Origin of the sequence: Streptomyces sp. S.PNR 29, assembly GCF_030386795.1 — a bacterium.
Classification (GTDB): domain Bacteria; phylum Actinomycetota; class Actinomycetes; order Streptomycetales; family Streptomycetaceae; genus Streptomyces.
This window is the reverse complement of record NZ_JANUQM010000001.1, coordinates 20,840-33,218: the sequence shown is the minus strand read 5'-3', so window position 1 is coordinate 33,218 and position 12,379 is coordinate 20,840. Positions and strand designations below refer to the sequence as shown.

Sequence of the window (12,379 nt, the reverse complement as noted above, 5' to 3'; positions counted from 1 at the left end):
GCGCGCAACAACACGCACTGGGGAGGGAGTACGGGTGGCCGCGCCACTTCAGCTGACACGGATGCACCGCGTTCTCATCGGCGTGGTCGTCACCGGTGCCGTGATCATCGCCGGGATCGGCTTCGCGGGTTCGTACGCGGCCGTCCGTGAACTGGCCCTCAAAAAGGGCTTCGGGAACTTCTCCTACGTCTTCCCGATCGGCATCGACGCGGGCATCTGTGTCCTGCTCGCCCTGGATCTGCTCCTGACGTGGATCCGTATCCCCTTCCCCCTGCTGCGTCAGACGGCGTGGCTGCTGACGGCCGCGACCATCGCCTTCAACGGCGCCGCGGCCTGGCCGGATCCGCTCGGTGTCGGCATGCACGCGGTGATCCCGGTCCTGTTCGTGGTCGCCGTCGAGGCGGCCCGGCACGCCATCGGCCGCATAGCCGACATCACCGCCGACAAGCACATGGAGGGCGTCCGCCTCACCCGCTGGCTGCTCTCCCCCGTGCCGACCTTCCTCCTCTGGCGCCGTATGAAGCTGTGGGAGCTCCGCTCCTACGACCAGGTCATCAAGCTGGAGCAGGAACGTCTCGTCTACCAGGCCCGCCTCCGTTCCCGCTTCGGCCGGGCATGGCGCAGGAAGGCCCCGGTGGAGTCCCTGATGCCGCTGCGCCTGGCCCGCTACGGGGTTCCTCTGGCGGAGACGGCCCCGGCGGGGCTGGCGGCGGCGGGGATCGAGCCGGCGCTCATCCCCCCGGCACCGCAGCCGGAGCCGGCCTCCGGTGCCGTAGCTGCGGGCAGTCGTGCCGCTGGGGCGATGGGGGTCCCCGCTGGACCGGAGCTTCGGCGCCCCGAACTGGTCGGCCACCCCGACGCGCAGCAACCGGCATACGCACCCGAGCCGGAGGCAAGCCCTTGGTTCCAGGCCCCCCAGCAGGTCGAGTACCAGGGTGACTACGACCCCACGTTCGAGCCGGACTACGACCAGTGGTACGCCCACCAGCAGGCCGAGCAGCCCTACGAGGAACCTCCCGCCGAGGCCGCTGAGGCCGCTGAGGCCGCTGAGGCCACCGTGGCTCCCTCCGCGGAGGACACCGGCTCCTTCCAGGTCCCCGTGAACGACAACCGCACCCGCCAGCTCGGCGAAGGCGGCGGCACCCCCGAGCGTCCGGAGCCGGCCGAGGAGGACTACTACCAGATCTTCCGTGAGTCGATAAAGGGCGGGAACGGAGCGCCCACCCCGCGCGGGTTCATCGCCGACGTCGAGGCGACCTACGGCGTCACCCTCGACGAGGCCGAGTCCAAGCGCATGGTGAACCGCTTCTCCAACCGCCTCAACGCAGAGCTGACGGACGAGCACATCGCCTGACCGGCACAAGGAGAGGGGGCCCTCGATCCGAGGGCCCCCTCTCCCGTCACCGCTTATTCGCCGAGCAGGCGCCGCACCCGCTCCTGCCCCACCGCCAACAGCAGCGTGGGCAGCCGGGGCCCGGTGTCCCGGCCCACGAGCAGGTGGTACAGCAGTGCGAAGAAGGACCGCTGGGCGGTCTTGATCTCCGGCGGCAGTTCCTTGGGCGTCGCGTCCGCCGGGAAACCGGCCTGCACCTTGGGCACGCCGTACACGAGGTGGGTGAGCCCGTCCAGGGACCAGTGCCCGGCGAGCCCGTCGAGCAGCAGCCGCAGCGACTCCTGCCCCTGCTCGTCGAGGGACTTCAGCAGGTCGTGGTCGGGCTCGTCGCGCACGATGGTCCGCTGGTCGGCGGGCACGTGCGTGTTGATCCACGCCTCGGCCTTGTCGTACCGCGGGCGTGCCTCGTCCAGGGAGCCGAGCGGGTTCGCGGGATCGAGTTCGCTCAGGATCCGCAGCGCCTGGTCCTCGTGACCGGCGGTGATGTCGGCCACCGACGCCAGGGTCCGGTACGGCAGCGGCCGGGGCGTCTTCGGCAGCTCACCGGCGGCCGTGCGCACCGCACGCGAGTGCGCGGCGACGTCCGCCGGCAGAGCCGTCCCGTCGGCGACCTTGGCGTCGAGCCGGTCCCACTCGTCGTACAGCCGCTGGATCTCCTGGTCGAAGGCGATCTTGAAGGACTGGTTGGGCTTGCGGCGGGCGTACAGCCACCGCAGCAGCTGCGGCTCCATGATCTTCAGCGCGTCGGCAGGGGTCGGCACCCCGCCGCGCGAGGACGACATCTTGGCCATGCCGGAGATGCCCACGAAGGCGTACATGGGCCCGATCGGCTGCTTGCCGCCGAAGATCCCGACGATCTGGCCGCCGACCTGGAAGCTCGACCCGGGCGAGGAGTGGTCGACGCCGCTCGGCTCGAAGACGACGCCCTCGTACGCCCACCGCATCGGCCAGTCCACCTTCCAGACCAGCTTGCCGCGGTTGAACTCGCTCAGCCGGACCGTCTCGGAGAAGCCGCAGGCCGTGCAGGCGTACGTCATCTCGGTGGAGTCGTCGTCGTAGGCGGTGACGGTGGTGAGGTCCTTCTCGCAGTTGCCGCAGTACGGCTTGTACGGGAAGTACCCGGCGGAGCCGGAGCCGTCGTCCTCGGCGGCCGCGCCGGAGCCCTCCGCGGCCTCCAGCTCGGCCTCGTCGACGGGCTTCTGCTTGGCCTGCTGCTTCTTCTGGTCGGCGGGCTTCGGCTTGGTCCGGTACTGGGCGAGCACGGCGTCGATCTCGCCGCGGTGCTTCATGGCGTGCAGGATCTGCTCGCGGTACACGCCGGAGGTGTACTGCTCGGTCTGGCTGATGCCGTCGAACTCCACACCCAGCTCGGCGAGCGACTCGATCATCGCGGCCTTGAAGTGCTCGGCCCAGTTGGGGTACGGCGAGCCCTGCGGCGCGGGCACCGAGGTCAGCGGCTTGCCGATGTGCTCCTTGAAGCTGTCCTCATCGACGCCGTCGATGCCCTTGGGCACCTTCCGGTACCGGTCGTAGTCGTCCCAGGAGATCAGGTGGCGCACCTCGTACCCCCGGCGCCGGATCTCGTCGGCGACGAGGTGCGGGGTCATGACCTCGCGGAGGTTGCCCAGGTGGATCGGGCCCGAGGGCGACAGGCCGGACGCGACGACGACCGGTTTGCCCGGGGCCCGACGCTCCGACTCCTCGATGACCTCATCCGCGAAACGGGAGACCCAGTCGGTGGTCTCGGTGCTCTGAGCCACGATCGGCACGTCCTCTTTGTCTGAAGGTACTGACCGCCCCATTCTCCCAGACCGCAACGCACCCCGGAAAACCGCTTTACCCCCCATGGGATACTGGCCGTGTCTATCCATCCCACGAGGAGAACGGCACCCATTCCTATGGCTTCGGTCACGTCCCTCAGCGACTCCGTCCAGCAGCGCCTCGCTGCGGCTCTCTCGGCAGCCCTGCCGGATGCCGGTTCCACGGACCCGCTGCTGCGACGAAGCGACCGGGCCGACTTCCAGGCCAACGGCATCCTGGCGCTCGCGAAGAAGGCGAAGGCCAACCCGCGGGAGCTGGCGACGCAGGTCGTGGCCCACGTCGAGTCGGGTGACGTGATCAGGGACATCGAGGTCTCCGGGCCGGGCTTCCTGAACATCACGATCGGGGACCGGGCGATCACCGAGAACCTCGCCGCGCGGTACGCGGACGACACGGGCCGCCTGGGCGTGCCCCACTCCGAGCAGCCGGGCACGACGGTCGTCGACTACGCCCAGCCGAACGTGGCGAAGGAGATGCACGTCGGTCACCTGCGCTCGGCGGTGATCGGTGACTCGGTGGTCCAGCTGCTGGAGTTCACCGGGGAGAACGTGGTCCGGCGGCACCACATCGGCGACTGGGGCACCCAGTTCGGCATGCTCATCCAGTACCTGGAGGAGCACCCGCACGAGCTGGACCACAGGGAGGGTGAGGACCTCCAGGCGTCCGGCGAGGCCGCGATGTCGAACCTGGACCGCCTGTACAAGGCGGCGCGGAAGAAGTTCGACTCGGACGAGGAGTTCAAGACCAGGGCCCGGCGCAGGGTGGTCGACCTCCAGGCCGGGGACCCGCAGACCCTCGCCATGTGGCAGAAGTTCGTCGACGAGTCGAAGATCTACTTCTTCTCCGTCTTCGAGAAGCTGGACATGGAGGTCCGGGACCCGGACATCGTCGGCGAGTCGGGCTACAACGACATGCTGGAGGAGACCTGCCGGCTCCTGGAGGAGTCGGGGGTCGCGGTCCGCTCCGAGGGCGCCCTGTGTGTCTTCTTCGACGACATCAAGGGACCGGACGGCAAGCCGGTCCCGCTGATCGTGCAGAAGTCGGACGGCGGCTACGGCTACGCGGCCACCGACCTGTCGGCGATCAGGGACCGTGTCTTCAACCTGAAGGCGAACACGCTGCTGTACGTGGTGGACGCCCGTCAGTCGCTGCACTTCAAGATGGTCTTCGAGACCGCGCGGAGGGCCGGCTGGCTGAACGACGACGTCCACGCGGTGCAGCTCGCCTTCGGCACGGTGCTGGGCAAGGACGGCAAGCCGTTCAAGACCCGTGAGGGCGAGACGGTCCGCCTGGTCGACCTCCTGGACGAGGCGATCGAGCGCGCCTCGGCGGTGGTCCGCGAAAAGGCCCAGGACCTGTCCGAGGAGGAGATCGCCGAGCGGGGCGCCCAGGTGGGCATCGGCGCGGTGAAGTACGCGGACCTGTCGACGTCGGCGAACCGGGACTACAAGTTCGACCTGGACCAGATGGTCTCGCTGAACGGCGACACGTCCGTCTACCTCCAGTACGCCTACGCCCGTATCCAGTCGATTCTGCGCAAGGCCGGCGACGTACGCCCGTCCGCGCACCCCGAGCTGGAGCTGGCGGCCGCCGAGCGCGCCCTCGGTCTGCACGTGGACGCGTTCGCCGAGACGGTCGCGGAGGCGGCGGCGGAGTACGCCCCGCACAAGCTGGCGGCGTATCTGTACCAGCTGGCGTCGCTGTACACGTCGTTCTACGACAAGTGCCCGGTGCTGAAGGCGGAGTCGCCCGAGCAGGTGGAGAACCGCCTGTTCCTGTGCGACGTGACGGCCCGGACCCTGCACCGGGGTATGGCCCTGCTGGGGATCAGGACGCCCGAGCGGCTCTGAGTGCCGGACGAAACGCGCGCGGCCCGTCCTCTCCCCGCGGGGAGGACGGGCCGCGGTCGTTCAGCTGGCACGCCTTACTGTGCGGGGTGGCCGACGGGGATCGTCTTGAGCCAGTCGTCGACGGTGACGACATCCGCCCATTGCGGGAACAGTCGCTCGATGAGGACCCGGTGCAGCTCTGGGTCGGTGTCCAGACAGGCGTCGGAGAGGACGGTCAGGCCGAAGTCCAGGTCGTTCGCCTGGCACAGGGTGGACAGCACCACAGCGCTGGTGGCGATGCCGGTGAGCACGAGGCTGTCGATATCGCGTGCCCTCAGCACTACGTCGAGATCGCTGCCCGAGAACGCGCTCGCTCGTCTCTTGGTGACCACCACCTCACCCGGCCGGGGCGCGACCTCGGGGTGGATCTCGGTGCCCGGGGCGCCCTCGACGAAGAGGCCGGCCCTTGCGATGGCAGTGAGAGCCCTGGTGCGCGTGCCGACTTCGGGGAAGCCGGGACGTAACGCGATGACCACGTAGATCACGGGAATGTTCGCCGCCCGGGCCCCGTCGATCGCTCCGCGCAGGCGTGGCAGGTATCCGGAGCCGTCGTCGGCGATGTCCACGATGGCCCGTTGGACGTCCATCACGAGAAGGGCGCTGCTCATGTGGTCTCCAGGAACGAAGGCGGTTTGGGATCCTGCGCGACTCGGGCACGGTGGCGGTGCGCCCGTCGGCCACGATACGACGTGCGTCAGCACCGATCCGCTCACACGGAGGCCGCGCCGGCGGCCTAGCGGCCCCTGGCGCACAGGGCCGCGTCCACCGCGCCCTGGAGATGGCGCAGGCTGTCGCCCTCGGCCGCCCAGGTCGTGGTGTAGACGGTCACGGTGCCGCGACCGGCCGTGGCCCGGCCGCCGCCCACCGAGTCGCCGGGCAGATCACCGCCGTGGCCCCAGTAGACGCCGCCGCAGCTCAGCGGGATCGAGGCGACGCCGTAGCCGTAACGGCTGCCCGCCGGGTAGACGTCGCGGCCGCTGACGTCGGTGGTGTCCCGGGTCATCAGGCGCACCGCCCAGCCGGGCAGGAGCCGGCCGCCGAACAGACCGTCCCAGAAGGCGTTGAGGTCCCCGGGCGTGGAGACGAGCCCGCCGGACGCGCCGAACTCGTACCCGGGAAGCTCGGTCACGTCCACCCGGCCGGCCTCCGGACGGGCCGGGTGGATGCCGTAGTTGCGGGCGTGCGGTCCGCGCAGGCCCAGCTCGCCGGGTGCGGGCCAGTAGGTGTCGTCCAGGCGCAGCGGTCGCAGGATGGTGCGCTCGATGTACGTGCGGAAGTCGGTCCCCGTCACCTGGTCGATCAGCATGCCGAGCACCAGGTAGTTGGTGTTGGAGTAGGACCAGTCGGTGCCTGGCTCGAAGACGGGCTTCTCCTTGAGCGCGAGGGCCAGACAGTCCTGGTCCGTGCCAGGCCTGCTCCAGTCGACCAACCGGGTGTACTCCGGCAGACCGCTGGTCTGCTTGAGCAACTGCCGTACGGTGATGTTGCGTTCGGCGAGCTGTGGCACGTAGGCGCCCGCGCGGTCGTCGAGCCGTATCCGCCCGTCCGCCACCAGGCGCATCACGGCCGCCGCGGTGAACGCCTTGGTGTTGCTGGCGATCCGGAACCGCCCCTCCTCATCGACCATCGGGCGGCCCGACTCCAGGTCCGCGACCCCGGCGGTACGCGTCGCCCTGCCGTCGTACGCGAGGGCGCCCGGGACCCCGTCCCGGTGGACGAGCAGATCCAGCTTGCGCTGCACCGGGTCGGGCCGGTGGGACGCCTGGGCCGCCGCCACCGGGGCGAACACCCCGGTGAGCGTTGCGGCGAGCAGGACCGCGGCGGCAAAGCGCTTGCGCTGCATGGTTGTTCCCCCCTGGTCGTGGCCCGGCTTGCGCGGGCCGATCGTTGTCGCTCACCGACGACCCTGCCAGGCGGCCGGGGCGAGATCAGTACGACCGGCCCCCGCATCGGGGATGTATCCACACCCCTTGACAGCTCCCAGATTCTCTAGGCAGCGGGGCGGGGAACCACGTTGATGTTGAAGATATGAGAACCCAGGCCGCCCGCGATGCCCATGAAGAGCAGGGCGAAGTGCTCTTGTCCGCGTGCGGTGGTGATGCCGCCGATGTCCAGCTGGGACGACTCGGGCCAGCCGAGGTCGGTGAGCAGCCGGCCGGTGGTCCGTTTGGCCTCGGCGTCGTCGCCGGAGAGGAAGACGGTGCTCGGGCCGTCCAGACCGCCCGGGTCGATCATCACGGTGGAGTCCATGGTGCACAGCGTCTTCACCACGGGGGTCAGGGGGAAGGCTTCCTGGATCTGCTCACCCAGGCTGCTGTTGGGGTGCGAAAGCTCGGTGAAGTCGTCGGAGAGGCCGACCGCGACATCGATCAGCGGGGTGCCGGCCAGCGCCGGCGCCCCGATGGAGTGCAGCAGTTCCACAGAGACGGTCCCCGGGGTGGCGTTGACGAGTACCTCCGCGTGAGCGGCTGTCTCGTTCAGGCTTGCCACGGGGAGACCGAGGTCCGTCCGGTCCTCGGGGTGACGTGAACCGAGGAGCACGTCGTGCCCTGCGGCGCTCCAACCGTGGGCCAGTGCTCGGGCGACGTTGCCGGTGCCAAGTAGTCCTAAGCGCATGCCTGGACGCTAGCTGCCGGTCGGGACGTGGCGAATCGGCCCTCGGGCCCGGCTGGACCCGTACCGAAGACCTAGTCCGGTGGTCGCCCACCACTCACCAGTGGCCGAACTCGGCCCACACCAGTTTCCCGGGGTCCCGTTCCCCCACGCCCCGCGGCCCCGCTGTCGTGCACCTCCACGCGCAGTACGTCGCCGTCGTACCGCAGGAACAACCGGAAGCCCCGCCCCGGCGGCACGCCGTGCACCAGCGCGTTGCGCGGTTCTGTGCGAGCGGGTACCGGCGTATGACGAGGACGAGATCGGGACCAATGCGATGCTGCGGTCACAGGCCCTGACACCCCAGGAGTCGAGGCGCCTGCTCGACCGTCTGCCAGGAGACAAATGAGCACCGCACTTGAGTGGTTCAAGTCGAGCTACAGCGGTAGCGAGGGCGGCCAGTGCCTCGAAGTCGCCACCTGCCCCCACACCATCCACATCCGCGACTCCGAGAACGCGGAAGACGGCGGCCCCACCCTCCAGGTGACCCCGGCCACCTGGAGGGCGTTCACGGAGTTCGCCTCACGCCGGTGCCGTCAGGCGTAGTAGTGGATCGTGCCGCGCAGCGCCGCGTCACCGCCCTCGCAGTGCTGCACGAACTTCGCCGCGATCGCCTTGATCGTGCCGTCGTCGTCGCGGGCGAGCTTGGTGATGGTGAATTCGCCGGTGACCGTGTTGCAGCCGTGGCTGTTGGCGTCGACGTCCAGGCCGGCCATACCGGCGCCGTTGAAGCGCTGGGCCTGGTAGGTCCGGCCGACCTCGAACTGCTCGCCGGTGGGCGGGGTCAGCGTGGCCGACCAGTACTCACGCTTGCCGGAGGCTCTGTAGGTGACACCGTCGCCGGAGCGGCTGAGTGAGAACGTGCTGGTGGCTCCGGTGAAGGTCTGGCTCCGGCCCTGGCCCACCCAGTCGCCGGCGTCGCTGGTGTAGGCGTAGGACAGCGGGTAGGCGCGGTACTTGACGACACCCTTGAGGGCCGGGGCGTCGGCGCTCTCGCAGTGCTGGGTGTAGGTGGCGTCGAGGACGGTGATCGCGCCGGAGGCGTCCGTCTCGATCTGGTTGACCGAGAACTGGCCGTAGACCTGGTTGCAGCCCCGGCCGTCGCCGGAGACGTCGAGGCCCGGGGAGCGGCCGGTGCGGAAGGCCGCACGCTCGGCGTTGCGGTAGATGCCGGGGTGCAGTTTCTCGCCCTCGGGCGCGGCGAGGTCGACATCCCACCAGGTGTGGTCGGTGGAGAGAACACGGAAGCGTACGTAGGCCGCGTCGCCGCCGGCCGTGATGGTCGCCGTCGCGGGTGTGTAGGCGGTGCTGCCGCCCTGGCCGATGTAGTCACCGGCCTCGCTGGTATGGCTGTACTTGGTCACGGCCACCGGCGTGCCGGTGGCAGCCGTGGCGGGCTCGGCAAGGGCGGTGGTGACACCTAACGCGGCGGTCAGGCTCGCGAGCGCGCCGAGCAGAGCGCGCCCCCATCCGGTGCGTGTACGCACGAATACTTCCCCTCCGTTGCGGTCGGCACCCCCGGTGGGCACCTGCGCACCCTTTGTAACAAGCGCCACTGACACCCACCAGAAGACCCGTTGTCAGTGCCGCCCCCTACAGTCGGCGGCATGGCGACACTTCCGAACCCGCTGCCCAAGCTGGCGGCCGACCCGAGCGGTGGTGTGCTCGGGCTCGAACTCCCGGCCGGGAGACTGATCGACGCGACCGACGAGGGGCCGTGGCACGAGCCGTTGCTGTGGTGCGCGGACGAACCGGCGGTGCCCGGCGGCTGGACGGCGCTGGCGTCCGCGCGGCGTGCCGGTCTGCTGCCGGTGCTCGTCGACGTCGGTGGCGGCCATGGCGGGCCGGAGGACTGGGAGTTGACGCCCGGGGCGATGTCGTACCCGGGCGATCACGACGCCGAGGAGGTGCTGGCCGAGTTCTGGGAGGCGTGCGCGGCGGAGGGCGAGGAATGGCCCGGACCGGCCGACGCCGCCGCCGACCAGGGCAAGGACCCGGACTCCGTCGCCGCCGGCTTCGCGGACGTCCTCCTGGACGGCGGCGGCCCGCTCAAGGACCCGCGTCCGGCCCTGGTCCCCGCCCGCCGCAGCGCCGACCTCCCGGCCGCGATCGGCTGGATGGTCCCCGCGAACCACGAGAACGACACGGCCCGCCTCGGCGCGGTCCTCCGCTCCTGGGAGGACCGGTTCGGCATACGGGTCGTGGCGCTCGGCTTCGACCGCCTGCTGGTGTCCGTCGCGGCCCCGCCCACGACCCTGGCCCAGGCGGAGGCCGTCGCCGCCGAGCACTTCGCGTTCTGCCCGGACAACATCCGGCAGGGCGGCGACACGACCCTGCGCGCCTACGCCGAACGGCAGGTCCTCGGCCAGCCGGTCTGGCACTTCTGGTGGGACTGACCGTCAGGGGCGTCACCCGAGGAGAGTGAGCCCCTCCGGAGCGGTGATGGCGAACTCCTCGTCCAGGAGCCGCCGCACCTCCGCCTCGTCCGTGAGCTCCCGCTCGGTGACGGTGCCGTCGGCGCGGGTCTCGGTGAGGAGACGGCCGTTGAGGAGGAGGTGGCGCTCCGCGGTGACGCGCTGCACGTAAGGGCGCTGGGTGAACGGGGAGCGCGGGTTCGTACCGATGTGCCAGTTGATGACCTCGAAGTCGGGCTTCTCGAACGGCTCCAGGGTGAAGGCGTACTGACGCTCCCAGTCGCCCTTCCCGGGGACGTACGCCTCCAGCACCCACAGCTCCAGCGGCCCGCCGTGCGGTGCGTGCGTCAGCCGGTGCCGACGGCCGGCGTCGTGGAACTCGGTGCCGGCCGTCAGCGGCACCGGCTCCAGCAGCGCGCCGATCGCTCCGAAGCCGACATCGGTCAGGTACGGCTGCGGGTCGCCCGGCGCCTCGACCAGCAGCGCCATATGGGTGCGCGGGCGGCTCTCGACGCGGTCCGCGCCGACGACGACCCGCGCGGCCAGCCGGGTCACCCGGAAGCCCAGCGCCTCCAGGGCGAGCGACAGCAGCGTGTTGTGCTCGTAGCAGTAGCCGCCGCGCCGGCTGTGGACCAGCTTGGCCAGGAGGTCGTCGGGGTCGAGGGAGGGCGCCGTACCGCCCAGGGCGTCCAGGTTCTCGAACGGGATGCCCCGGATGTGCGCGAGGTGCACCCCCCGCAGCGTCGCCGCGTCCGGCCGCCGCTCCCCCTCCCAACCGATCCGCCTGAAATACGCGTCGAGGTCTGACTGCCTGATCTCCACGGTGTCGGACATGCCTTCACCCTAGGTATCCCCGGCCCACCTCGTCCGCGGCCTCCCGCCGGATGTCGGCCTCCGCCTTTCGGCCTACGCCATGACGGCAGGGCTCAGGCCCGCAGCCCCTCCCCCAGCCTGCGCAGCCCCTCCCCGATCTCCTCCGGCGTCTGCGTCACGAAGCACAGCCGCAGTGTCGAGCGGTCGGGGTCGCCGGCGTAGAAGGGCGCGCCGGGGACGTAGGCCACGTCCTGCCGCACCACCGTGGGCAGCAGGGCTGTGGTGTCGTACGACTCCGGCAGGCGGGCCCACAGGAACATGCCGCCCTCGGGACGGTTCCAACGGGAGCCCGCGGGGAGGGCGTCCGCCAGTCCGGCGAGCATGGCGTCGCGCCGCTCCCGGTAGGCGCCGGCCACCCGCGCCACGTGCGCGTCCAGGTCCCGGTCCGCCAGGTACCGCGCGGCGGCGAGCTGGTTGACGGTCGGGGTGTGCAGGTCGGCGGCCTGCTTGGCCACCGCGCAGGCGCGGCGCAGCCCGGCGGGCGCCCGCAGCCAGCCGAGCCGCAGGCCGGGCGCCATGACCTTGGAGAAGGAGCCCAGCAGTGCGGTCCGGTCCCGGGCGTCCTCGTAGGAGGCGATCCACGGCACCCGCTCGCCCTCGAAGCGCAGTTCGCCGTACGGGTCGTCCTCGACGATCCACAGCCCGTGCCGGGCGGCGACGGAGGCTATGGCGGCGCGGCGGTCGGCGGGCAGGGTGCGGCCGGTGGGGTTCTGGAAGGTCGGCACGGTGTAGAGCAGCTTGGGGCGTTCACGCACCACCAGTTCCTCCAGCGCCTCCGGGTCGATCCCGTGCGCGTCCGAGGGCACGGCGACCACGCGGGCGCCGGCGAAGCCGAAGGCCTGAAGGGCCGCCAGGTAGCAGGGGTTCTCGACGAGGACGGTCTCGCCGGGTTCGACCAGCGCGGTGGTGAGCAGGGACAGCGCCTGCTGAGAGCCGCTGGTGACGAGCAGGTCGTCGGGGTGGGTGGGCAGACCGCGGGCGGCCGTACGGGCGGCGAGCGCGGCCCGCAGCCCCGGCTCACCCTCCGTCGTGGAGTACTGCAGCGCCTGGGCGGGCATCTCCTCCAGCACGGCCCGGTAGGCGGCGGCGATGCCCTCCGCGTCGAACAGCTCCGGCGCGGGCAGCCCGCCCGCGAAGTTGATGACCTCGGGGCGGGCGGTCACGGCCAGGATGTCCCGTACCGGCGAACCGCCGATCGACCGGGCCCGCGCGGCGAGCGGCGGCACGGGGGTGGCGGGGGCGGGCTCGGTGACGGTCATGAAACGGCTCCTTCGGCTGCGTGACGAGGTGATGCTCGTGCCCGCAGCCTAGAGAAGTACGTGCCGCCTACAGATAGA

The 12,379-nt window shown here is 70.8% G+C and carries 11 protein-coding genes and 1 pseudogene; 4 read left to right on the top strand and 8 right to left on the bottom strand.

Annotation, left to right across the window (positions count from 1 at the left end):
* The first annotated feature begins 61 nt into the window (after window positions 1-61).
* Window positions 62-1,354: a DUF2637 domain-containing protein gene (locus NW895_RS00165; RefSeq protein WP_289932897.1), complete on the top strand. Its 1,293-nt coding sequence runs from the start codon at window positions 62-64 to the stop codon at window positions 1,352-1,354.
* A gap of 53 nt (window positions 1,355-1,407) precedes the next feature.
* Here NW895_RS00165 and lysS read toward each other — a convergent pair whose 3' ends face one another.
* Window positions 1,408-3,162: a lysine--tRNA ligase gene (gene lysS, locus NW895_RS00160; protein WP_289932896.1), complete on the bottom strand. Its 1,755-nt coding sequence runs from the start codon at window positions 3,160-3,162 to the stop codon at window positions 1,408-1,410.
* A gap of 129 nt (window positions 3,163-3,291) precedes the next feature.
* Between lysS and argS the strand changes: the two genes are divergently transcribed.
* On the top strand, window positions 3,292-5,064 hold the full coding sequence (argS, locus tag NW895_RS00155) for an arginine--tRNA ligase (RefSeq protein ID WP_289932894.1): 1,773 nt from the start codon (window positions 3,292-3,294) through the stop codon (window positions 5,062-5,064).
* A 74-nt stretch (window positions 5,065-5,138) separates the two neighbouring features.
* On the opposite strand, the gene NW895_RS00150 is transcribed toward argS, so the two are convergent.
* The 4 genes and pseudogenes from NW895_RS00150 to NW895_RS00135 all read right to left on the bottom strand — a co-directional run.
* On the bottom strand, window positions 5,139-5,711 hold the full coding sequence (locus tag NW895_RS00150; RefSeq protein WP_289932893.1) for an isochorismatase family cysteine hydrolase: 573 nt from the start codon (window positions 5,709-5,711) through the stop codon (window positions 5,139-5,141).
* Between the two features lie 125 nt (window positions 5,712-5,836).
* Complete coding sequence (locus NW895_RS00145) at window positions 5,837-6,946, bottom strand: serine hydrolase domain-containing protein (RefSeq protein ID WP_289932892.1); 1,110 nt, start codon at window positions 6,944-6,946, stop codon at window positions 5,837-5,839.
* 146 nt (window positions 6,947-7,092) lie between these two features.
* Window positions 7,093-7,719 carry an NAD(P)-binding domain-containing protein gene (locus NW895_RS00140; protein WP_289932891.1) on the bottom strand — a complete coding sequence of 209 codons (627 nt, stop codon included), beginning with the start codon at window positions 7,717-7,719 and terminating at the stop codon, window positions 7,093-7,095.
* A gap of 94 nt (window positions 7,720-7,813) precedes the next feature.
* Window positions 7,814-7,973, bottom strand: a pseudogene (locus tag NW895_RS00135) (ATP-binding protein); the annotation flags it as partial.
* A gap of 127 nt (window positions 7,974-8,100) precedes the next feature.
* Here NW895_RS00135 and NW895_RS00130 point away from each other — a divergent pair.
* Complete coding sequence (locus tag NW895_RS00130; RefSeq protein ID WP_289932890.1) at window positions 8,101-8,301, top strand: DUF397 domain-containing protein; 201 nt, start codon at window positions 8,101-8,103, stop codon at window positions 8,299-8,301.
* Here the strand turns inward: NW895_RS00130 and NW895_RS00125 are convergent.
* Complete coding sequence (locus tag NW895_RS00125) at window positions 8,292-9,242, bottom strand: hypothetical protein (protein ID WP_289932889.1); 951 nt, start codon at window positions 9,240-9,242, stop codon at window positions 8,292-8,294. The two genes, NW895_RS00130 and NW895_RS00125, sit on opposite strands and share 10 nt — an antisense overlap.
* Before the next feature lie 120 nt (window positions 9,243-9,362).
* On the opposite strand from NW895_RS00125, the gene NW895_RS00120 reads away from it, so the two are divergent.
* Window positions 9,363-10,151: a DUF4253 domain-containing protein gene (locus NW895_RS00120; protein ID WP_289932888.1), complete on the top strand. Its 789-nt coding sequence runs from the start codon at window positions 9,363-9,365 to the stop codon at window positions 10,149-10,151.
* A gap of 12 nt (window positions 10,152-10,163) precedes the next feature.
* On the opposite strand, the gene NW895_RS00115 is transcribed toward NW895_RS00120, so the two are convergent.
* Both NW895_RS00115 and NW895_RS00110 read right to left on the bottom strand, forming a co-directional pair.
* Window positions 10,164-11,003, bottom strand: a complete 840-nt coding sequence (locus NW895_RS00115; RefSeq protein WP_289932886.1) for an arylamine N-acetyltransferase — start codon at window positions 11,001-11,003, stop codon at window positions 10,164-10,166.
* 92 nt (window positions 11,004-11,095) lie between these two features.
* Complete coding sequence (locus NW895_RS00110; RefSeq protein WP_289932885.1) at window positions 11,096-12,301, bottom strand: PLP-dependent aminotransferase family protein; 1,206 nt, start codon at window positions 12,299-12,301, stop codon at window positions 11,096-11,098.
* Window positions 12,302-12,379: the final 78 nt, after the last annotated feature.

What these genes read in the sequence shown, in the direction of transcription:
- NW895_RS00110 (WP_289932885.1), bottom strand. Translation starts at nt 12,301, where the DNA reads ATGACCGTCACCGAGCCCGCCCCCGCCACCCCCGTGCCGCCGCTCGCC.
- NW895_RS00140 (WP_289932891.1), bottom strand. Translation starts at nt 7,719, where the DNA reads ATGCGCTTAGGACTACTTGGCACCGGCAACGTCGCCCGAGCACTGGCC.
- NW895_RS00150 (WP_289932893.1), bottom strand. Translation starts at nt 5,711, where the DNA reads ATGAGCAGCGCCCTTCTCGTGATGGACGTCCAACGGGCCATCGTGGAC.
- argS (WP_289932894.1), top strand. Translation starts at nt 3,292, where the DNA reads ATGGCTTCGGTCACGTCCCTCAGCGACTCCGTCCAGCAGCGCCTCGCT.
- NW895_RS00115 (WP_289932886.1), bottom strand. Translation starts at nt 11,003, where the DNA reads ATGTCCGACACCGTGGAGATCAGGCAGTCAGACCTCGACGCGTATTTC.
- NW895_RS00130 (WP_289932890.1), top strand. Translation starts at nt 8,101, where the DNA reads ATGAGCACCGCACTTGAGTGGTTCAAGTCGAGCTACAGCGGTAGCGAG.
- NW895_RS00165 (WP_289932897.1), top strand. Translation starts at nt 62, where the DNA reads ATGCACCGCGTTCTCATCGGCGTGGTCGTCACCGGTGCCGTGATCATC.
- NW895_RS00120 (WP_289932888.1), top strand. Translation starts at nt 9,363, where the DNA reads ATGGCGACACTTCCGAACCCGCTGCCCAAGCTGGCGGCCGACCCGAGC.
- NW895_RS00145 (WP_289932892.1), bottom strand. Translation starts at nt 6,946, where the DNA reads ATGCAGCGCAAGCGCTTTGCCGCCGCGGTCCTGCTCGCCGCAACGCTC.